We start from the raw sequence: 20,160 nt of genomic DNA, 5'->3' as shown, positions 1-20,160 counted from the left end.
TGACGGAACTAGCGCCCAAAAAAATCCGGCAACCAAATGAATCTACAAGGGAAAACAGATTGTATGGGGCATTTTTACACGTATCTCGGCTGAACCCCTAGTCGGCCAACAAATCGTCGGCCATCCCGCGAGCCAGCGTGGCGACCTGGGTGGAGTCGGCCTTGAGGTCCACCGCCGCGACCAACTGGTCGGCTCGGGCCAGCAGCCGCGGCTGTTGAGGACTCGCCGGCAGGGTTTGGAGTTGCGTGCGAACCGCGCTGGCAAACTCCTGCATCTCCGCATACTCGCCAGGCGACAGGATGCGGCCACCGTGGACGGCAGCGGCATAGTCCACCGCGATGTAGTCGAGCATTTGCCACGTTTGTCGCGGCTCAACGGGGGGTGTCTGGGCGTGAACCGGCAGCAGCACCAGACCCATCACGAGCGCTGCGATCCATTGCTGCCTCAGCAGTACGAGCAGAGGGCGGATCTGAGGCATGGCAGGGGCACTTCGTTGGCAGCGGGAGAGGGGTAGCGTAAAGTCCGTAGCCACTACAGAGTCAAGCGGGATGCGAATGAAAATCAGTGAAGCCGCCACCGCCAGTGGCTGTCACTTGGAGACCATCCGCTATTACGAGAGGATCGGACTGCTTCCTGGGCCGGTCCGAACGGGGAACGGCTATCGGGTCTATGGCCACCACGACGTGGCACGGTTGCGTTTTATCACCCGCGGCCGGGAACTGGGCTTTAGCCTGAGCGAGATTCGCGACCTGATGCGATTGGCGGAGGATCCGGACCTGTCCTGCGACGACGTGGACCGGCTCGCGCGCCACCACCTCGCCGAGATCCGCGAGCGGCAGGCCGAACTGCAACGAATGGCGCAAGAGTTGGAACGCACCATTGCCGATTGCTGCGGCGGCCGCCGGGGCACCTGCGCCATCTTGGGCGGATTGCAGACGCCGGCGAAGCCAGTGTGATCCCATCCACTGGACATTCGAGGGCCGGGGAGGCGATGACGACAGGATCAGGGTCCCCGGAGCAGCTGCTCGGTCTCCGGATGGCGCTCCAAGAAGCGTTTCAGGGCGCGGATGGCGATGATGCAATGCGTCGTCCCAATTTGGGACTATGGCATGCTCCAGTGCGAAGCTTCAGCGGCGGGAGTCGGGAACGAAAGGGGCGCCCAAAGAATGCCGGCCTACCGAAGCGGGCCGTCAGAATGAGCGGAGCAGAACCCCCTTTGGGGAATTGGGCGCGACCATGGATGAAGATTTTCATCTTCCCGCATGGTCCAATCGGGGCCCAACGGCCCTATCGGAACCCTGCCTTGACCCCCGACACGGCGTACCACGAGGCGGGACACATTGTCTTCGCCCACCTGACCGGCATTTGCATTGCGGTGAAACTGACCGGTGAACACACCGCCACCCAAGCCGCTGCAATTTACGACCGTCACCACGATCTGGCCGCCGCCCGAGCGCGAGGTGCGGGAAATGTAGAGATCGACTACGCGCTGGAGGAAGCCATCATCGCGGCGGCTGGGTACGTCGCGCAGGAACGGTATCGACAGTGCGTTGGCGCAACGGTCTCGGAGGATGAGTTGTTTCGAGACGCACACGGCGATGTACTGGCCGTGCGTGCGGCCTTGGGTCCGCTCCGGTGGTTTGAGGTTTGTGACAAGGCGCGGAGCTATCTCGCGCAACCCGGGGTGTGGCAAGCCATTGAGCGGGTCGCCGAGGCGGCCTTGCAGCGCGGCGCCCTGTCCGAATCACAACTAGACACCCTCTTGCATTCCGCAGACGTCGATTTTGACCTGCCGACGGGAACGGTTCTGCGGTGACCCGATCGCGTGCGGCGTGCCCCTGAAGCAGGCTGCTGTCGCCTGGGCAGTGGGATGACGGGGGCTCGCAGAGCCCTGCCTGATCCGGATCGGGGCCTACGCCGCGCTGTCCGAGCCGGGCCTTCCCAAAGAAAACGGCCCGCCGGAGCGGACCGCTGGAGAAGTGGGGCGGAATTCGCAGCGGGAACCAGCCCAAGCCCGCGCTCCTTTCCCCTTTAGTTTTTGGGTGACGCCACGGTCATTACCTAATCATAAGGCCCATGCTGCGCCGGCCGTCAATGCAAACCGACCACGGACCGGCTGCAAGCGCAGGGGAAAGCGCCTCAGGGCGCTGAAGGTTGCGACCACGGGACCTGCTGCGGCGGCAGCATGCTCAAGGCGCTGGTCGCCGGCCGGGATGCCGAGGTACGCGCCCGCTTTCCGGGCTAGCGGCCCAGGGCCCCGGCCGCGCTGCTAGGCTGATCCCCGGAACTACGCTGACCCGCCATTGCCATGCCATCCATAACGGAAACGACCACGGTCTTCGTGGAGGGGGACGCCCTCTACGAGGCGATGCACGCGGACCTCGCCGGCGCCACGCGAGACGCGCGTCTGGAGTGTTACATCGTGGCGGATGATGACGTCGGCGGGCCGATGCTCACCGCCTTGGCCGATCTGGCACAGGCCGGCCGGCGGGTCCAGGTTCGTATCGATGCCGTGGGCTCTTGGCGTCTGATTCCACCCGAGCGGGTCCGTGCCCTGATCGCGGCCGGCGTGCAGTGGCACTGGAGCCGGCCGTGGTCGTGGCGCCAGCCGGGGCAATTCCACGTCCGCAATCACCGCAAGCTCCTGGTTATCGACGACGCGGTCGCGTACCTGGGCGGATTCAACCTCGACCGGCGCAATTCCCAGCGGGCGGTGGGGGCGGCTCGCTGGCGCGACACCCATGTCCGTCTAACCGGCCCTCGGGTGGCCGAGGCCATCCGGTTGTTCGACGACTACCCCCGGGCGCCACGCGTCCCGGCGCCCACGGCGCGGTCGCCTTTGGCACTGCTGTCGAACCGTTCGCGTCGTTGCCGGCATCGCCTGCGCTGCGCGTTCACCGAGGCGTTCGACCAGGCCCGGGAGCGGCTCTGGCTGACGACGCCGTACTTCGCACCGGACCGGCGCAGCCAGCGGGCCTTGTGCGGCGCCGCTCGCCGCGGCGTGGATGTCCGCGTGCTGGTGCCAGGCAAAAGTGATGTTCCGTTGGCGCAATGGGCGGCACGGGCGGCCTATGCACACATGCTCGACGCGGGGGTGCGCATCTGGGAGTACCAACCACGGGTGCTGCACGCCAAAACCGCCCTGGTCGACCGGGACTGGGCGACGGTCGGCACCGCCAATTTCGACTACCGCAGCTTCTTCCTCAACGACGAGATCAACCTGCTCGGGCAGGCGCCAGCCCTCAACGCCACGTTGGCGGAACACTTCGTGCTTGATCTGGCCGAGTCCCGAGAGGTGCTGAAGGCGGCTTGGAGACAGCGACCTTGGTACGCGCCGGCCCTGGAGCTGATCGGCTGGTGGGCGCGGCGTTGGCTCTAGCAGCCGTCACGCGGCCTTTTCAGCGCTATCCGGAAACAGCGTGGAAACGACGCCCAACTCCGTCTGGACAGACCGCGACCCCTTGCAAGGGTCCCGTATCAACTTCGTGTTTTCTCGCCTGGCGTGCCTTAAAGGCAGTATTAGTCAGCGGCGGTACGTCGGTGAAGGGAGGCGATCAAAGGGCAAGTCACGTGGCCTTGGCTTGAACTGCACGCCGTTACCAGTCGGGACAGCGCTGATTCCATGCGCTTGAGGTCGGCCAACCGCAAGCGAACGTCTTTCAGGCGCGCTGCTGCCAGGTCGGCCGCTTCGTGGCAATGGGTGCCGTCCTCGAGTCTGAGCAGCTGGGCGACCTCGTCCAGATTGAATCCCAGTCGTTGGGCGGACTTCACGAACCTCACGCGGTCCACGTCCGCTGGCCCATAGCGACGGATACCACCGATAGGGCGATCCGGCTCCGGCAGCAGCCCCTTGCGCTGATAGAAGCGGATCGTTTCCACGTTGACCTCGGCGGCCTTGGCAAAGGCTCCAATGGTCAGGGTGTCTGGTGTGTCGGCCATAGCGCTTGACTCCGTACCTGACTACGGAAGTAACGTTAGCGCATCACGCGAAGTCTCGGAAGGAGAATCCCATGGCAGACCTCCGCACCGGTCGTGGCGCGCTGGCCGCCGGCGGCATCGCCGCGCTTCTTGCCTCTACTTGCTGCCTCGGTCCGCTGGTGCTGATCACGCTGGGCTTCTCCGGTGCCTGGATCGGCAACTTGGCCGTGTTGGAACCCTACCGACCGGTCTTCATTGTCGCAGCGCTCGTGGCGCTTTTCTTCGCATGGCGCCGAATCTTCCGGCCTGTAGCCGCCTGCGCGCCGGGCGACGCATGCGCCGTGCCTCGGGTGCGGCTGGCCTACAAGGTGATGTTCTGGATCGTCGCTGGCCTGGTGCTGATGGCCCTCGTGTTTCCCTATGCCATGCCCCTGTTCTACTGAAAGGAGATACCCATGAAGAAGTTCCTTGCGTTGCTCGTCCTGACGGTCGGTCTGAGTGCGCCGGTCTGGGCTGCCACCCAGACCGTTACGCTGTCGGTGCCCAGCATGACCTGTGCCACCTGTCCGATCACCGTGAAGGTGGCGCTGTCAAAGGTCGAAGGCGTCATCGAGGCCAAGGTGACCTGGGAGCCCAAGGAGGCGGTGGTGACCTACGACGATACCAAGACCACCCCGGCCGCCCTCACCGAGGCCACGGAGAACGCGGGCTATCCCTCTACGGTCAAGCAGTGAGTCCGCGCTGATGACACAGACCATCTTGCTGCACATCGAGGGCATGACCTGCGGGTCGTGCGCCGCGCACGTCAGGCAAGCATTGGAGAGCGTGCCGGGTGTGCGCACGGTCTCGGTGTCCTTCCCAGATCGCCAGGCTGAGATCGAGGTCAATGTCAATTCAAACGTGGACGTTAACTCTCTTTCCGAGGCGGTATCCGGCCTGGGTTACCGGGCGCAGCTTGTCCAGGCGCGCCCCCTGCGGGAGAACACCCTACGTCGGCCGGTGGGGGAACCAGAGCATGCGCAGGGTGCGTCGAAGCTTCACGTCGTGGTCATTGGGAGTGGCGGCGCGGCAATGGGGGCGGCCCTGAAGGCTGTCGAGCAAGGGGCGCGCGTGACGCTGATCGAGCGCAGTGTCCTTGGCGGCACCTGCGTCAATGTCGGCTGCGTGCCGTCCAAGATCATGATTCGCGCGGCCCATATCGCTCATCAGCGACGCACGAGCCCCTTCGATGGCGGCGTTTCCGCCGCCTCGCCGAAGATACAGCGTGAGCGCTTGCTGGCGCAGCAGCAGGGACGCGTCGATGAACTGCGCCTTGCCAAATACGAAGGCATCCTGGCGCGCACCCCCGCCATCACCGTGTTGCGCGGGGAAGCCCGGTTCAAGGACGCGCACACGCTGGCCGTGGCGATCACTGAGAATGACCTGTGCGAGGTGAGTTTTGACCGCTGCCTCATCGCCACCGGGGCCAGCCCGGCGATTCCGCCGATTCCGGGTTTGAAGGACACGCCTTTCTGGACATCGACCGACGCGCTGGCCACCGACATGATCCCCGAACGATTGGCGGTGATCGGTTCGTCGGTGGTGGCGGTTGAACTCGCGCAGGCTTTTGCCCGACTGGGCAGTCAGGTGACTATCCTGGCGCGCAACAAGCTGTTCTTCCGCGAAGACCCCGCCATCAGCGAAGCTGTCTCGGCCGCATTCCTCGACGAAGGCATTGAGGTGCTGGAGCGTACGCAAGCCAGCCGGGTCACCCATCTGGATGGAGAGTTCCTGCTGACCACCGTACGCGGCGAGCTGCGCGTTGACCAGCTGCTGGTCGCCACGGGGCGCACTCCCAACACCCGTACGCTCAACCTTGATGCGGCCGATGTGGCCGTCAATGCGCAAGGCGCCATCGTCATCGACAAGGGGATGCGCACCAGCGCACCGCATATCTATGCCGCCGGCGACTGTACCGACCAGCCGCAGTTCGTGTACGTCGCAGCGGCAGCCGGCACCCGCGCTGCAATCAATATGACCGGTGGCGATGTGGCGCTGGACCTGACGGCGATGCCGGCGGTGGTGTTCACCGACCCGCAGGTCGCTACCGTGGGCTACAGCGAAGCTCAGGCGCACCACGACGGCATCGAGACCACCAGCCGCACGTTGACGCTCGACAACGTGCCGCGGGCGCTGGCTAATTTCGACACCCGCGGATTCATCAAGCTGGTCGCCGAGGCTCATTCCGGCCGCCTGATCGGCGTACAGGCCGTAGCTCCTGAGGCGGGTGAGCTGATTCAAACAGCGGCGATCGCCATCCGGGCACGAATGACGGTGCACGAGTTGGCCGACCAGCTGTTCCCGTACCTCACCATGGTCGAGGGACTGAAGCTCGCGGCACAGACCTTTACGAAGGATGTGACGCAACTGTCGTGTTGCGCGGGATAGCGACGTGATGAGCGTTCAAAGCCAAAACCGCGCTGTCATCGCTGAGGCAACCGCCTAAGTTGGGGCGACCACGTATCAGGGCGGGTAAACACACCCACATACTCAGGTTCCATGCATGAGCGACCTAGATTCTGGCATCTGGTGTTCGTCTCTGGAATCGACTGCAACGGCAGCCCCTGATCTGGAATGTCAGACCAAACTCCGCCTCCTTTGGTCCCGGGACAGATACCGGACGGCGTCGGAAGGTTCTGTCCCCACGCCATTAGCTCCCGAGCACCCCGCCGTCCGACGTCTCCGCCCACCGGGCACAGGGTGGCAATTGCTCGGGCTCGTGAACCTGCAGCAAAAACGCCGGCGGCAACTCGCGGTCCGGATCCAGCGCCGCGCGATAGGCCTGGATGAGGTAGGGGACCAAGGGAGCGCGCCGCGTCAACGCCAACCCCACCGTACCTTCGAAGTACTCCAGGCGAATCATCTGGCTCTGCGCAGCCGTGAGCGCTTGATGCGGTCGCAAGCGCAGGGTGGCCGGCGTGTTCCACTCCACGTCCTCCGCGCCGGTAGCCGGGGCGCTGACCGGTACCGCCGTCGCGCTGCGCACTCGCCCCAGATTGAAATCCCGGAAGGCCTGAGCCCGCTCGCAATAGGCCCGGACGTGCCAGCGCACCCCGGCCTGGATCAGGGCATGGGGAAAGATGCGCCGACGCGTGCCCTCAGGATGGCGCAGCGACTGATACTCGATGTCCACGCCTTGGCCGGTGCGAATCGCCGCATGCACGACGGGGAAAATTCGAAGTGACGTGTGCGTGGCATCTTCGAGCACCGATTCCGACGGGACGCCCGTTTGCAGGCCGCCTTCGCTGCCGGCGGCGCCAACCAGCTGCTGGTACTCCCGAAACGATCCTTCGGTGAGAACCGGTTTGACCCAGTCGGTCGCGCGATACCCCCGCTCCCCCGGAACCGGGTGGCAGTTATGCTCGGCCTGCTCGCGGTACGCGGTCAGGTCCCGACTGGCCTGGACCGCGTGCACTGGGAAAAATTCTCGCAAACGGCTGTTGGTGACCCGACCCTCCCAAAGCAGCAGGGTTTCGATCGCTTTGAGGCGGTCCAGAGGGGCTTGGCGGCGCGGCATGGGGAAGGGGAGGCCCGCGGAAAGGTGGGAAAACCATAACATGGCGTTTAACTAAACACCATGTTATGTTTAACTTCATGTTACGTTTGTGATGCCCGTGACTGATCCCAACGCCAACACGCTGTTCGACCGCCTGCCCCGGACCGTGTTCCGGCCCTTGGCGGCCGCCAACAACACACGCTACTGGGATCTGCTCGGTCGCCTGGTCGACGAGTTCTGGGGCGACGGGGCGCGTACGCCCGGTGAAGACGTTCCCAAAAGCGAGTTGATTGCGGCCCTGGAGTCGTACCTGGTCGTAAGCGACCCCTGGGAAGCCGAGGACGGCGCGGCGCCCGATACCCCAGCCAACATCCGGGCCCATGGCATCTACAGCGTGTTTCGGGACAGCGGCTGGTTGAGCCAGCGCAAACGCGGCGTACGCGACATGGCCACCATTCGCCCGGTGCTGGCCCAGTTTCATACGCTGCTGCGTGAATTCGGAACCAAAGAGCCTGAGTTCCTCGGTAGCGAGGTCCGCTCCGTATTCCTCAACCTCCAGGAGGCCGCGGGCGGGAAGGGGGACGCCTACGCCAAGGCGGCCCGTGAAGCCAAGCACTGCATGACGCATCTGGCGAGCACGGGCGTGGCGGTGTACGACCTGATGGCGTCGCTGCAATCGGTGGCCAGCACCCGGGAATTCGTGGCGGGCTATTTCGATGACTTCATCCGTCGGCATTTCATCGGTGACTACCACGAGCTCCGAACAAAGGCGCACCCCCTGCAGCATCGGACCGCCATCGTCACTTTGACGCTCCAGATTCAACACGACCCGGAGCGGCGGAAAGACATCGTCGCTTGGTACCAACACAACACCGCCGGGGGCGACGCGGATCGGGCCGAAGCCTATTTCGAGCGCGACACCCGCCGTTTGATGCGCCTGGAAAGCGTGGAGGACGAACTTCGCCGACTGGATGACGAGATTCGCGCCGCCAACCAGCGGGCCTTGGCGTATCTGGATTACCGCCTTCGTGCTCCCAGGCATTTTGACAAACTGATCGCCCGGGCGATTGCCGGCGTGGCGTCGCTGCGCGACGGCGATCGCGCCTTGCCGGCCGGGACCGCGGGCGAGCTGGCGGGCGAGGGTTGGCTGGGCAAGGCTCGGCAGGTCACCCGCGAGCCCGACGCCACCCGGGTGCAAACGCGGGTCCCTACGCTCGAGGAACTGGCCCTGCAGTCATTGCGCAAACGCATGGCGGACGCTCGCTTGGTGCGCCCCGACAAGCTGGCGGCCTACGTCGCGAGACACCTACAGCGGGCCACCCCCGTGTTTTCTGACCAGTTGCAAATTGAGACCGTCAGCGACTTGTGTTGCTATCAGCGCTTGCTGCTGATCGCCTCGCGCAACGAGGCCCCGCTCGCGGCGGCGCGCCAGGATCCGTTCGTACAGATGCTGCCGGCGGTCCGCATCCAGTTCGTCGACGGCCCGCGCACCCTCAACCCCTACGTGGAACACCGGCGTTTTGTCATCCAACGGGAGAAAGCCGCATGACCGCCTCATGGGAGCGGCTGGCCGAGGCCACCGACGGACGTTACACCGGCGCCGATTTCGAGCGGGCGGCCTACCAATTGCTGGTCGAACAGGTGGTCTACGCCGCTGATCGCGGCAGCGCGACCCCGTATCACCTGCTGGTGACCTACGCCGCCGCGTTTAAGGACGTGCTCGACCGGCTTGGCGTCACGATGCAGCACAATCACCACCACAACTACGTGGTCGCGCTGGCGAGGCACCGGGTGGGTCCACGCATGCGCCTGTCAGAGACGCGCCTGGCACTGGTGCTTCGTCGACTCTACGACGATGCCATCCACCGGGCGGACGTGACCGACGGGGAGGCCTTGGTCGGGTTGGAGGATCTGGAGCGCGCCTACGGTGAATTGCTCGGTCGTCCCTTTCCGTCCAAAGGCGAACTGGACGACCTGTTGCAGGCCCTGCGTCGCTACGGCATCGCGAAGATCGAGGGTGCGGAGGACCCGCTGCAACCCTACCACGTGGTGATTCGCGCCGGCATCGTCGATGTCCTGGGCGAGTCCGCGCTGCTACAGCTGGCGGCGCACGGCGTTGATCCCGAGGAGGGCAGCGATGAAGCTGCTTGAGTCGGTGACGTTGGTGCAGTTCTTCCTGTACGAGCGGCAGGATCTGACCATGGGTCGCAATACGGCCTTCCTGGGCCCCAACGGCACCGGCAAGACCGCGTTGCTCGACGCCATTCAGGCAGTGATGCTGGCGGCGGATGCGCACCGGACCCATTTCAACTCGCAGGCGGACGGCAAGAAGCGGGCGCGGACGCTGCGCGACTACTGCCTGGGGGTCTTTGACCAGTCCGAGGAAGGCCGGTGCCGCGATGTGGCCAACACGTACGTGGCCTTGGGCTTTCGCGACGAGACGTCAGGCCAGGTCGTCACCGCGGGCATCGCGCTGTCGGCGAGCGCGCACAGTCCGGAAGTCATCGTCCAGGGGCTGTTCATCCTCCCCGGCGTGGCCGTCGACAGCGCCTCGTTCCTGGAGCAGGGGAGCGGTGGCTCGCAGGTATTGCCTTGGAAACGATTCCAGGCACAGGCGGCCGATGCGTGCCGACAGGCAGGCTCGATCGGCACCGCCGTGTTCACCACGAACCGGGAAGACTTCACCCGGCGCTTGCTGGTCGAACACCTGGCGGCGCCTGGCGATCGCCCGAACCCGCAGGCGTTCCGAAATGCCTTCCAGCGCTCGCTGCAGCTCAAGGGCATGGACGATCTGAGCGTGGCGCTGCGCGACCACCTGATCGAGGCACGGCCCACGAATGTGCGCGAGTTCCGGCTCAGGCTCGACCAGTTCCGCCAGGTGCGCGACGTGGTGCGACTCACCAAGGAGAAGATTGACCAGGCCAGCGTGGTCTGCGGCAAGTACGACGTGGTGCGCCGCGAACGGATTGCGGAAGCGAACTATGCGTGCCTGCGGGCCGTGTACGAAAGCGAGCGGCTGGGCGAGTCGATGGCGGAGGCGAGCGATACCGTCACCACGCTGGCCGGCGAACTCGATCGCGCCCAAACCGAGCACCGCCGAGCGCAGGCTGCTTTTGAGGCGGCCGACGCGGCGAAGGAGCGGGCGATTGCAACGCTTAACCAGGATCCTGACTACGCCCGCCAGGCCGGCAGCGCGCAGCACCTCAGTGACCGCCAGAAGGACCTGGCGCAGCAGCAGCGAGCGCTGCGCGCCAGTGTCCAGGCGATGACGGCGGCGGTGCGCACGGCCGGCGGGTTGCCGGTGCTTCTCGAGAGGCGAGGCCTGTTCGAGGCCGCCCTCACGCAGTTGGCTGACCTGGACAGCAGGTTGGCGCCGGACGCCGGCACGGCCCCGGACGCCGTGAGCGTGGCCAGCGCCCTGCGGCAGGTCGAGCTGGCGTACCAGGCCGTCCGGCGTGCCTTGGCCGCGGCCGAGGCCGAATACAAGGAGGCCGAGGCCCGGCGCAAAGACGCGGCCTTGGCCCTGGAGCGCTCAAACCGGGGCTTGGCTGAGCTCAACCCGGAGGTCGCTCGCCTCCAGCGCGAGCTCACCGAGGCGGGAATTGACTGCACACCGGTTTGCGATCTGGTGCGGATCTCGGCGCCGGCGTGGCAGCCGGTGATCGAGGCGTATCTGGGGCCGCACGTGCAGGCGCTGCTGGTGCCCAGGGGGAAGGAAATCGCCGCCGTACGGGCCTATGAGGGCCTGCGCGGCACCCAGGCGGTGTATGGCGTCAAGCTGGCCCTGCCGTCGCGCCTGCGGCCTTACCGGGCCCCGGCGGGAGGTCAGCCCGCCGCCCTTCTGGTCGATGGCGAGAATGCGGATGCGGTGACCTACCTGCGCGGCGAGCTCGGGTCGGTGATGTGCGTGGAGTCCCTCCCGGACCTGGTGGCAGGTCAGAAGGGATTCACCCGCACCGGCATGATCGCGACCGGCAGCGGCGTGGAGCGCCGGCGGCTGGCCAGTGCCGAGCATCTTCGGATCGGGCGAACCGACTCGCACGCGCAGCGGCGCAAGGCACAGGCCGAACTCGAGGAGAGCACGCGGCTGGCCACTGCCCGCAAGGCCGAGGAGCAGGCCCTGCAGGGTGCGCTGCTGCAACTCACGCCGTTCGGCAACCTCCAGGTTACGCAGCACGATATCGAACAGCGGCTGGCCGAGATCGCCGCCGGGCAGGCCGTGGTTCAGGACTTGACCGAGCGCCTCGCCACCACCGCCACGCCGGGAACCCGGTCATTGCAGGACGCCGTCACCGCGGCGCGCCTGGCCGCCGTCGAGGCCAAGCGCCAGGAAAGCCAGGGGCTCGAACGGGTGACCACCCTCAAACAGCGACTGGAGACGTCGCAGCGGACCGTCAACGAGCTAGCCGGGCAGCTCGCGCTGGCCGCCGGCACCGAGCGCACGGCCCGGCAGGATGCGCTGTACGACGCGCAGGAGGTAGATCGCCATCGGGCGCGCCTGGACGAGCGCCACCCGGTCATGGACGCCCGGATGCAGGCCTGCGAGGCGGCCATCCAGCGGGCGCGCTCGAGCGCCGCCAGCGCGGATCGAGAGGCCTGGTCTTTGCTGGCGGCCTATGTGGCCCAATACCACCTGGCCGCCGAGGGCCTGGACGGCCAGTGGATTCCGGCCCAGCGCTTTATCCAGCGCGAGCGCCAGCGGCTGGAGGAGACCGAACTGGCTGCGCGACTGGAGGAATCCGAGGAGGCTTACCAGCGGGCCCTGGAGATCTTCCGGACCGACGTCGCACAAGCACTGCTGTCGGGTTTCGACCGCGTGGACGAGCAAATGCGCGGTCTGAACCTGGTGCTGAAGAACGCACCGCCGTTCTCCAACAACGAGCGCTATCAGTTCCGCTCCCGGGTAGTCGACCTGCACCGCCCCTTGTACGACTTCCTGCAGCGGGTCCGGGAGGTCGGAGGCGACGACGGACTGTTTGGCGAGGCCGGCCAGGTGCCGGAGGCGTTTAGGGAGCTGATGGAGGGCGACGCCAGCTCGGTATTGCTGCAGGACGGCAGTCCGTTGGCCGACTACCGGCGCTTTTTCAGCTTTGATGTCGAGATCAGTCGCGAGGGCAAAGTCATTGGCCTGCTGAGCAAGCGTTTCGGCCCCGGGTCCGGTGGCGAGCATCGCACGCCCTTGTACGTGATCTTCGGCGCGGCACTGGCGGCTGCATACGGCAAGGTACAGGGTCAGAACGGCGGCGGCGGGATCATGCTGCTCGACGAGGCGTTCGACAAGATGGATACGCAGAATGTCCGTGCGGCCGCGCAGTACCTCAACTCCCTCGGCCTGCAGCTGATCATGGCCGGCCCCGAGACCGACCAGCCGAAACTCTCCTCGTTCCTGAGCGTTTACTACGACATGGGCCGCTACGGCGGAAAGACGATCCAGATGGACCGCACCGTGCTCACGGACGCGACCCGTGAGCTGCTGGCCAGCGACAACCCGTTGTACCACCCGGAACTGATCGAGCAAGAGATGGCGAGGCTGGCCAGGGAGCGAGGCGATGGATCTCAGCCAGGCGACGCTTGAGCAGTTGCTGGCGCGCGGCGAGCGGGCGCTGCACGCGGCGAGCACGCGGACGATTCGGATCTCGTTTAAGGACACCCAAAGTCCGTACTGGGCGCTCACGCTGGATGACCGGGTCCTCCTGCATGAGCGCATGCGCGCGGCCGAGACGGCTGGGGCGGTGCGCCTGGAGTGGTCGAAACTGGGCGGCGACGAACGCCCCCTCGATGGCGTGGTATTGGTCAGCCTGCGGCACCTGGCCGCGCACCTGGGCCGTCCCACCGTCGCCGATCAGGTGGACACTGCCGAACGTGTGTTGGCCCCCTGGGCGGCGTCGGAACTGCCGATCCCGACCCTGCTGGCCACCTGGCGGGCCCTGCGCACGGTGCGCGGAATGGGGCCTGACGCCGCGCCGGACTTCGCGGACGCCGCGCGGCTGGTCTGCCACCTTCGCGGGCAGCCGGCGGAGGACCGCGTCCTGCGGCAGGTCAGCGTCGAGCTGTTCGCCCACAGCAAGCGGATCGAGGCATTGCAGCGGCACGTCGACGTGCTGACCGCCGAGGACGTGCAGGCCCCCGCGCGCCACGCCGAAGAAGTCTTCGCACGCATCGGTTTGCGCAAAGAGCCACAACCGTTCCTCGTCTCAGGGCACGGCAAGATCCTGCTCCCAGGCGAGGCGTGCCGGATCGTGCGGCCCTATGTGGGCGTCTCACCGTCGGCGGTTATCGGCTACGCCGGCGCGCCCGCGTGGATCCTCACCATCGAGAACCTGACCACCTTCCACGTCGCGGCAATGGCGCTTGGGGCCCGCACCGACGGACTCATCCTCTACACCGGCGGCATGCCATCGCCGGCGTGGTGCCGCGCCTATGCCCGGATCCGAGCGGCCTTGCCGCCGCGGGCCACGGCCTATCACTGGGGCGACATCGATGAAGGCGGGTTCCGGATCGCCTTGGTCATACAGCAGGCGGACCCGGCAACTGCGGGACTGCACCCGTGGTTGATGGACCCCATCGCGTGCGGTGGAAGACGGATCGAGGTCTCGCCGGCCGCGTGCGCGGCCATGTCTCGAAACGCGCTGCGATTAGGTTGGAACGCCGTTGCCAACGGAATTCGCGCTGCGGGCACCCGGGCAGGGTGCGAGCAGGAGAGCATTCCTGTTCGCCTTCCCGGCCTGGGCCCCGCCGGCTAGTGTCAGAACGCTAACCCTTCCGGAGCCTGCGTGGCCTGCGCCCGCGGGCTGTGGGTCGGCGTCGCAATCCCTGCCTGACCCATGCATCGGCTAGAACGCGAATCGCGCACTGAGATAGTAGCTGCGCGGCGCGCCGGGCGTAATGTTGCTATCGCTGTGCGCGGACGGGAAGTAGGTCTTGTCGAAGAGGTTTTCGACATTCAGCTGCAGGTCGACATTCTCGTTGACGGCGTAGTACACGGCGCCGTCGAAGCGACTGTAGCTCCGCAGCGTCACCTGGTTGCTGGTCGAAGCAAAGGACCGGCTTCGGTAAATCGCACCCAACCCGAGCCCCCAGCGTTCCGAGAGTTCGAAGCGGTTCCAGAGCCCGGCCATGTGCTTGGGGGACTGGGCCAGCTCCGTACCCTCCGGCGCGACGCCGCGTTTGGGCGTTGATCAGCCGCGCCCGCACGGCGGCCCAACGATCGGCCCACCCCACCACCTGGTGATTCAACCGGGCGCGCAACAGGCGCGCCAGCAAGGCGTCGAGGGCGGGTGCGTCCCAGTCTCCGTCCATGTAGGACTCCCCCAGCCCCAGCGAGCCCTGCGCCAGCACCCGGGCGAAGAAGCGCGGGTCATGCACCTGCAGGTCCCACGGCTGATCGCCATCGAGCGTCACCTCGGCCCGCGCCAACAGCGCCGCGACCCGATCGCGAAGCGCGCGGTCACCCCGGGACAACGTCCGCTGCGGCGCGCTCGCCCGGCTCATGGCGTTGGCTCCGCCAGCGCCGCCAACGCCAGCTCCTGCTCTTCGTCGGCCCGGACAACGAAGACCGAGATCGCCGCGCCGGCCGCGTGGATCTGCGCCACCCCGGCTGCATTGGCCTCCGGGTCCAGGCGCAGGCCCATCCAGGCCAGACGTTCGGCCACGGCGGCCCGGATCGGCGCGGCGCCATCGCCAATGCCACCCGAGAACACGATCGCGTCCACCCCGCCGAGGCTGGTCGCCATGGCCGCGACGGCCTGCGCGATTCGAAGGGCGTAGTGCGCCCGGGCGTGGCCGGCCGACTCACTGGTATCGGCCAGCAGTTCGCGCATGTCGCCACTGCCGCCCGACAGCCCCCGCAGGCCGGACTCGCGCCAGAGCAGGTGTTCGATCTGGGGCAGCGGCATGTGCCGTGTCTGCGCGAGGTACAGCACGACGCCGGGGTCGAGGCTGCCCGACCGGGTCGCCATCGGCACCCCGTCCAGGGGCGTCATGCCCATGGTGGTATCGACGCTGCGGCCGTTGGCCACCGCGCACAGGCTGGAACCACCGCCCAGGTGCACCAGCACCAGCCGCGCCTGCGCCAGCGCCGGGGCCAGCGCCGAGAGTTGGCGCACGGCCGAGGCGAAGGCGAGGCCGTGGAAGCCGTAGCGCATCACGCCAGCCGCATGCAGGCTCGCCGGTACCGGCAGGCGCCGGGCCCACGGCGCGAGGGTCGCATGCCAACTGGTGTCGAAAGCGGCCACCTGCGGCACCCCCGGCCAGCGGTGCCGGGCGGCATCGATCAGCCGCAGGGCCGGGCCTTGATGCAGGGGCGCCAACGGCGTGAGCGCCGTCAGCTCGGTCATCAATGCCTCGGTGACGCGGGCCGGACCCGGGCGGGCCGCGCCGTGCACGACCCGGTGCGCCACGCGCGAAGGCTGCCCGGCCCTGGCCGGCAGCTGCACCAGCAACTGCGACAGCCAGCGGTCCGCACTGCGGGCGTCATGCGCATCCTCGGGCAGCACGGCGATCTTGGCGCGGGCCGCCGGCGTGATCAGGACGCCCTGCGCATCCATCGCGTAGTACGCCGCCTTGACGGTGGCCGAGCCGACGTTGATCGTCAGGACATCGCGCGGCGCGCTCATAGGTGCCCCGAGCGCGAGATGGCGCGCACCAGCCGCCAGGACAGCACGAGCGCGGCCGCGAACGCCAGCCCCGAGAGCACCGGCAGATGGCCCCACAGGCGCGGCCCGGCGCCGTGCAGCATCATCACCGACCCGGCCAGGTACAGGCCCAGCGTCACCAGCGCCAAGGCCAGGCGATTGCCGGTGCGCGCCAGCGTCGTTTCCAGCGGCTCCAGGCCGCGATGGTGCAGCGACAGCGCGGGCCGCCCTTCGTCCAGTTGCAGCTGCCGAAGCATCTGCATCGCCACGACCGGCAGCTGCTCGGCGCTCTTGAGCAGTTGCTCATGCATCGGCCGCCCGCCCGCCTGCTGCTGCAAAGTCTGGACCATGCGTTGGGCGCGGGCGCCCAGGGCCTGCATCAGGTCCAGATCCGGGTCCAGGCCCCGCAGCGTGTTCTCGGCCAGGAACAGCGTGCGCATCAGGACCAGCAGATGACGGGGCAGCCGGAAGTTCGCGCCCGCCCCGATCCGCGCCACCCGCCAGATCGCATCAGCCATGGACCATTCGTTGAGGGGCAGGGTGGCCAGGCTGCTGAGGATTTCACTGATGGCGCGCACATAGGCCCGTCGATCGATCGCGCCCTGAATGAACCCCATCGCCACCACGGCATCGAGCACCGCCGAGGCATCGTCCACCACCAGGCCCTCGATCAGTTGCGCGAACGCGGTGCGCGCTGCCGGGTCCAAGTAGCCGATGGAGCCAAAGTCGTGAAAGCAGAGGCGACCGTCCGGGAGTTCAAACAAGTTGCCCGGATGCGGATCGGCATGAAACACGCCGGCCCCCATCAGCTGGTGGACGTAGGCATCGAGCAGCAGGCCGGCCAGGTCGCGGCCGCGCGGCGTGCGATTGCGCGTCGCCAGCGGCGCGCCGTGGCTGAACTCCTGCACGATCACCGCCGGGGCGACCAGCGGCTCCACCACGTGCGGCAAGGTCAGGTAGGGCAGGGGATCGAGCGTGCTGGCCAGACGCCGCATGTTGCGTGCCTCCTGGACCATGTCGATTTCCTGGTGCAGGAACTGCCCCAACTCCTCGATCAGGTCCAGGGGCTGGTAGCGCCGCAGGCCGGGGAGCAGCCATTGGCAAACCCGCACGAAGCGCCGCAGCAGCCGCAGGTCGGCATGCACCTGGGCCACGATGCCGGGCCGGCGTACCTTGACCGCGACCGTGCGCCCGTCCGGCAGTTGGGCCCGGTGCACCTGGGCGACCGACGCGGCGGCGAAGGGGACGGGCTCGAACTCGGCGAACAGCTGGTCCACGGGCTGGCCGAACGCGGACTCGATCGCCGCCACCGCCAACGCCGACTCGAACGGCGGCACGTGGGCGTGCAAGGCCTCCAGCTCGACCAGGTACGGGGCCGGCAAGAGGTCCCGGCGCAGGCTCAATCCCTGGCCCAGCTTGACGAAGGTCGTCCCCAAGCCTTCCAGGGTTTCGCGCAGGCGCGCCGGCAGGCTTTCCGGGGCGCGCCGATGGCGCCGCCACCAAGTCCAGCCGAAGCCGCCCAAGGCAACGGCGATCTGCAGGCTGCGGGGCAGGCGCGAGGCAGGCTTTGGTTGAGAGGTGTTCATGCCGGGCGCGTGATCAGGGTCGGGTCGCCGCGGCCGGCCAGGGCGGCTTGCTCGTCGGCCCGCAATCCGTCATTGAGGGGGCGACCCAGCACTGCCAGCGCCGCCGCGACCGTATGCGCCCAGGTGCAGCCGTTGGCGAACAGCAGCCCTGGCACGTCCAGCGTGCCGCCCTGGTTGACGAAGCCCAGTGCCCGCGTCGTGGCGGGCCCGGTATCGATCCGCCGAAGCGCGCCCAGGTAGGGTTCGGGCCGGGTATGGGTCACGAACACGCGTGGGGTGCCGACCGGGAAATGGCGCAGCACCAAGGCATCAGAAAGCACGTAGGCGGTTTCCCGTGCATCGCGTCCGGCCCGCAGCCGCCCTGGCTCGCCGATATAGATGACGGCCGTGGCGATCCCCGACGATTGAAGTCGCTGATGCGCCCGTAACACTTCCCCCAGCTGGTAGCTGCCGGTGGCGGCCAGCAGCACCGCGGCGGTGTCGGGGTCGCCGTGCAGCAAGAGCAGGCCCTCCTCGGCGAGCAGGCGCGCCTGCGCCGGCGTCAAACGATTGGGCACCTCGCGCTTGGGCACCACCAGCGCCGTGATCGTGCCCTGGGCCCGCAGGCTATGGGTCAGGGCCACCATGGCGCTGTTGCCGTCCGGCGGGAAACACACGCGGGCGCCGTCCGCCATTTCGCCCAGCAGCGCCTCGGCCAGGGTCGGGTCCTGGTGGGACTGTTCGTTCTTGGCGTTCTCCCAGGTGTGCGACGTCAGCACCACCGGTACGCCCAGCCAGCCCGGCGGCCGCCCGGCCTCGCGCAGATGCCGGGAGAAAATGAGTTCCTGGCGCAAGGCGCCCAGCATCTTCGGGGCGAAGGCCTCGTACGTCACCACCAGGTTGAGTCCGCCCTTGTTCGCCAGCGCCGCGCAAACGACCGCCTCCTCGTTGAGCGCGGTGACTACAGCGCCGGTGCGCGATTCTGCGACGCCGGCTTCCGGCTCCTGCACCCGGTGTTTGAGCAGGTCCAGGGTCGCGTCGAGTTTGTTGCTGCGCAACTCATCGGGATTACCCACGCGCGGGCGCAGCTGCGGGTTGGCCTGCACCAAGCGAACAAACTGACCATCCAGAGCGGCCATCGGCGAGCCAATCGTGCCGGGCTCCGCCCAGGCCGGCTCGGGCACGGTCGGCAGCGCCACCTGGCGGGTCGCGAGCGCGTGGTCGCGCTCGCGCGGCCGACCCTGAGTCGCGTGTGTATTGAGAGCCGCAATCGCCGCCTGCAGATCCGCCGGCGGCACGTAGAGCGGCGCACAGCCGGCATTGAACTGCTCGCGGGCGGCCGCATCGCGGTGGGGATTACCCGATAGCGGCAAGTTGTGGGCGGCGTTGGTGCCGGCGCCGGGAAACCCAAAGCCCTTGGGCGCCTCGGCGACACCGTAGCGCAGCGGGATTCGGAAATCGCCCTCGGGATGCAGCGCGGCCGCCTCGGTGCAGGCCTGCAGCCGCGACTCGATGACATGGATGCCCCAGGCGATGCTGGCCGGATCGCGCCCGTCCAGGCCGATGGGTTCGAATCCATTGAGCCGCAGGTGGCGATACAGCCAGTCCTCGCCGCCCTGCTGTTCGATCTGGCTGCGCTGCTCGATGCGCCGGCCGTTGAGGATCATGATGGGCGCGACCAAGCCCGAATCGTCCGGGCGCCACCAGCGCGGCGCCCAGTCGCCGCCACGCTGCTCCTCGAAGGCGCCATCGCTGACGAACGCGACCAGCCGCTCACCGGGCAGCGGCGCGTGCACGTAGTGCAGCTCGGCAAAGCCCAGATAGCCGCCTTCCTGCAGGCCGCCGGCGGTGTGGGCGTTGACGTGCGAGCCCAGCGGCGAGGCCGGCCGCCCCTCGGGCGTGAGCGCATAGGAGTAGAAGTCGCCCACGAATCGCGCCAGCCGCGGCTCATCCAGGCCATAGCGGGCCGCATGCGCCGGGCTCATGTTGTCGACGATCACGTTGAGCGCATCGATCGCCGCCACGCAGTGGCCCTGGCCCATCATCCAGGCGCGGGTCCGGCCATCGAGCGCATTCATCGCCAGGTAACCGGTGTAGGCCGGCACCATGTTCAACGCGCCGCCGGTATGGCCTTCGGGCTGCGGCTTGAAGTCCTCGGCGGCCATCGGACTGCCATCGAGCCGGACACGCTGGGCGTAGGTCATATGCGCCACCAGCCACATGCCCGCGCTGGCAATGCGATCGGCCGCGCTCAGGCGCCTATAGCCGGTCTCTGCATCCGGCAGCGCGCCAGTGGCGACCAACTCTTCGAGCATGGCGCGCACGCGCAGCTGGGTGAGCGGCGTGTGCGTGATGACGCCATAGCCGGCGGCCCACGCGGCGAAGGCCGGCTCGGCCTGGGCGTAGCGCCGGGCCAACTGGTCAATCCGGTGCTGGTCAATGGCGCTGATGGCGCTGGCGGGGCAGGTTAGGTCGTTCATCGAAACTCCAGGGCACAGATGGGGCGGTG

Annotated in this window: 17 protein-coding genes; 10 read left to right on the top strand and 7 right to left on the bottom strand. The window is 67.5% G+C overall.

Annotation, left to right across the window (positions count from 1 at the left end):
* Positions 1-97 precede the first annotated feature (97 nt).
* Positions 98-352 (bottom strand): hypothetical protein, encoded by a 255-nt coding sequence (locus ABS41_RS11550; RefSeq protein ID WP_290594575.1) that lies wholly within the window; start codon positions 350-352, stop codon positions 98-100.
* A gap of 202 nt (positions 353-554) precedes the next feature.
* On the opposite strand from ABS41_RS11550, the gene ABS41_RS11545 reads away from it, so the two are divergent.
* The 3 genes from ABS41_RS11545 to ABS41_RS11535 all read left to right on the top strand — a co-directional run bounded on the left by ABS41_RS11545 (position 555) and on the right by ABS41_RS11535 (position 3,379).
* Positions 555-956: a helix-turn-helix domain-containing protein gene (locus ABS41_RS11545; protein ID WP_043799477.1), complete on the top strand. Its 402-nt coding sequence runs from the start codon at positions 555-557 to the stop codon at positions 954-956.
* Between the two features lie 347 nt (positions 957-1,303).
* Positions 1,304-1,816: a hypothetical protein gene (locus ABS41_RS11540; protein ID WP_156968906.1), complete on the top strand. Its 513-nt coding sequence runs from the start codon at positions 1,304-1,306 to the stop codon at positions 1,814-1,816.
* Positions 1,817-2,308: 492 nt separating this feature from the next.
* Positions 2,309-3,379 carry a phospholipase D-like domain-containing protein gene (locus ABS41_RS11535; RefSeq protein WP_052385545.1) on the top strand — a complete coding sequence of 357 codons (1,071 nt, stop codon included), beginning with the start codon at positions 2,309-2,311 and terminating at the stop codon, positions 3,377-3,379.
* Between the two features lie 140 nt (positions 3,380-3,519).
* Here the strand turns inward: ABS41_RS11535 and merR are convergent, their stop codons facing one another.
* Positions 3,520-3,939 carry an Hg(II)-responsive transcriptional regulator gene (merR, locus tag ABS41_RS11530; RefSeq protein WP_290594573.1) on the bottom strand — a complete coding sequence of 140 codons (420 nt, stop codon included), beginning with the start codon at positions 3,937-3,939 and terminating at the stop codon, positions 3,520-3,522.
* Positions 3,940-4,010: 71 nt separating this feature from the next.
* Here merR and merT point away from each other — a divergent pair, with 71 nt between their 5' ends.
* Genes merT through merA form a run of 3 tightly spaced genes read left to right on the top strand, consistent with a single transcriptional unit; the run spans position 4,011 to position 6,345 of the window.
* Positions 4,011-4,361 (top strand): mercuric ion transporter MerT, encoded by a 351-nt coding sequence (gene merT / locus ABS41_RS11525; protein ID WP_034211206.1) that lies wholly within the window; start codon positions 4,011-4,013, stop codon positions 4,359-4,361.
* Between the two features lie 12 nt (positions 4,362-4,373).
* Positions 4,374-4,652, top strand: coding sequence for a mercury resistance system periplasmic binding protein MerP (gene merP, locus ABS41_RS11520; protein ID WP_034211205.1), 279 nt, complete (start codon positions 4,374-4,376; stop codon positions 4,650-4,652).
* Between the two features lie 10 nt (positions 4,653-4,662).
* Entirely contained in the window at positions 4,663-6,345 is a 1,683-nt protein-coding gene (merA, locus tag ABS41_RS11515; protein ID WP_034211204.1) for a mercury(II) reductase, read from the top strand.
* Positions 6,346-6,607: 262 nt separating this feature from the next.
* Here merA and ABS41_RS11510 read toward each other — a convergent pair whose 3' ends face one another.
* The gene (locus ABS41_RS11510) at positions 6,608-7,474 is read right to left on the bottom strand and encodes a WYL domain-containing protein (RefSeq protein ID WP_169742284.1); all 867 of its coding nucleotides are present in this window, start codon (positions 7,472-7,474) and stop codon (positions 6,608-6,610) included.
* Between the two features lie 97 nt (positions 7,475-7,571).
* Here ABS41_RS11510 and ABS41_RS11505 point away from each other — a divergent pair, with 97 nt between their 5' ends.
* The 4 genes from ABS41_RS11505 to ABS41_RS11490 are packed head-to-tail and all read left to right on the top strand — an operon-like array spanning position 7,572 to position 14,196.
* Positions 7,572-9,002: a Wadjet anti-phage system protein JetA family protein gene (locus tag ABS41_RS11505; protein ID WP_156969859.1), complete on the top strand. Its 1,431-nt coding sequence runs from the start codon at positions 7,572-7,574 to the stop codon at positions 9,000-9,002.
* The gene (locus ABS41_RS11500; protein WP_034211201.1) at positions 8,999-9,604 is read left to right on the top strand and encodes a DUF4194 domain-containing protein; all 606 of its coding nucleotides are present in this window, start codon (positions 8,999-9,001) and stop codon (positions 9,602-9,604) included. Before ABS41_RS11505 ends, ABS41_RS11500 begins: the two co-directional genes overlap by 4 nt.
* Positions 9,591-13,028: an SbcC/MukB-like Walker B domain-containing protein gene (locus tag ABS41_RS11495; RefSeq protein WP_290594572.1), complete on the top strand. Its 3,438-nt coding sequence runs from the start codon at positions 9,591-9,593 to the stop codon at positions 13,026-13,028. Before ABS41_RS11500 ends, ABS41_RS11495 begins: the two co-directional genes overlap by 14 nt.
* Positions 13,003-14,196, top strand: a complete 1,194-nt coding sequence (locus ABS41_RS11490; protein ID WP_290594571.1) for a Wadjet anti-phage system protein JetD domain-containing protein — start codon at positions 13,003-13,005, stop codon at positions 14,194-14,196. The genes ABS41_RS11495 and ABS41_RS11490 overlap by 26 nt, the downstream gene beginning before the upstream one ends.
* Before the next feature lie 90 nt (positions 14,197-14,286).
* Here the strand turns inward: ABS41_RS11490 and ABS41_RS11485 are convergent, their stop codons facing one another.
* From ABS41_RS11485 to ABS41_RS11470, 4 genes are all read right to left on the bottom strand, one after another.
* Positions 14,287-14,571, bottom strand: coding sequence for a TonB-dependent receptor (locus ABS41_RS11485; RefSeq protein ID WP_343123834.1), 285 nt, complete (start codon positions 14,569-14,571; stop codon positions 14,287-14,289).
* A 369-nt stretch (positions 14,572-14,940) separates the two neighbouring features.
* Entirely contained in the window at positions 14,941-16,068 is a 1,128-nt protein-coding gene (locus ABS41_RS11480; protein ID WP_290594570.1) for an acetate kinase, read from the bottom strand.
* Positions 16,065-17,672 carry an AarF/UbiB family protein gene (locus tag ABS41_RS11475; protein WP_290594569.1) on the bottom strand — a complete coding sequence of 536 codons (1,608 nt, stop codon included), beginning with the start codon at positions 17,670-17,672 and terminating at the stop codon, positions 16,065-16,067. Before ABS41_RS11475 ends, ABS41_RS11480 begins: the two co-directional genes overlap by 4 nt.
* Positions 17,669-20,131, bottom strand: coding sequence for a xylulose 5-phosphate 3-epimerase (locus ABS41_RS11470; protein WP_290594567.1), 2,463 nt, complete (start codon positions 20,129-20,131; stop codon positions 17,669-17,671). Before ABS41_RS11470 ends, ABS41_RS11475 begins: the two co-directional genes overlap by 4 nt.
* Between the last annotated feature and the right edge of the window lie 29 nt (positions 20,132-20,160).

It is taken from the genome of Arenimonas sp. SCN 70-307 (assembly GCF_001724815.1).
In the GTDB taxonomy this organism is placed as follows: domain Bacteria; phylum Pseudomonadota; class Gammaproteobacteria; order Xanthomonadales; family Xanthomonadaceae; genus Arenimonas.
The sequence above is the reverse complement of the archived record's forward strand: the minus strand, read 5'-3'. Positions and strand labels throughout refer to the sequence as shown.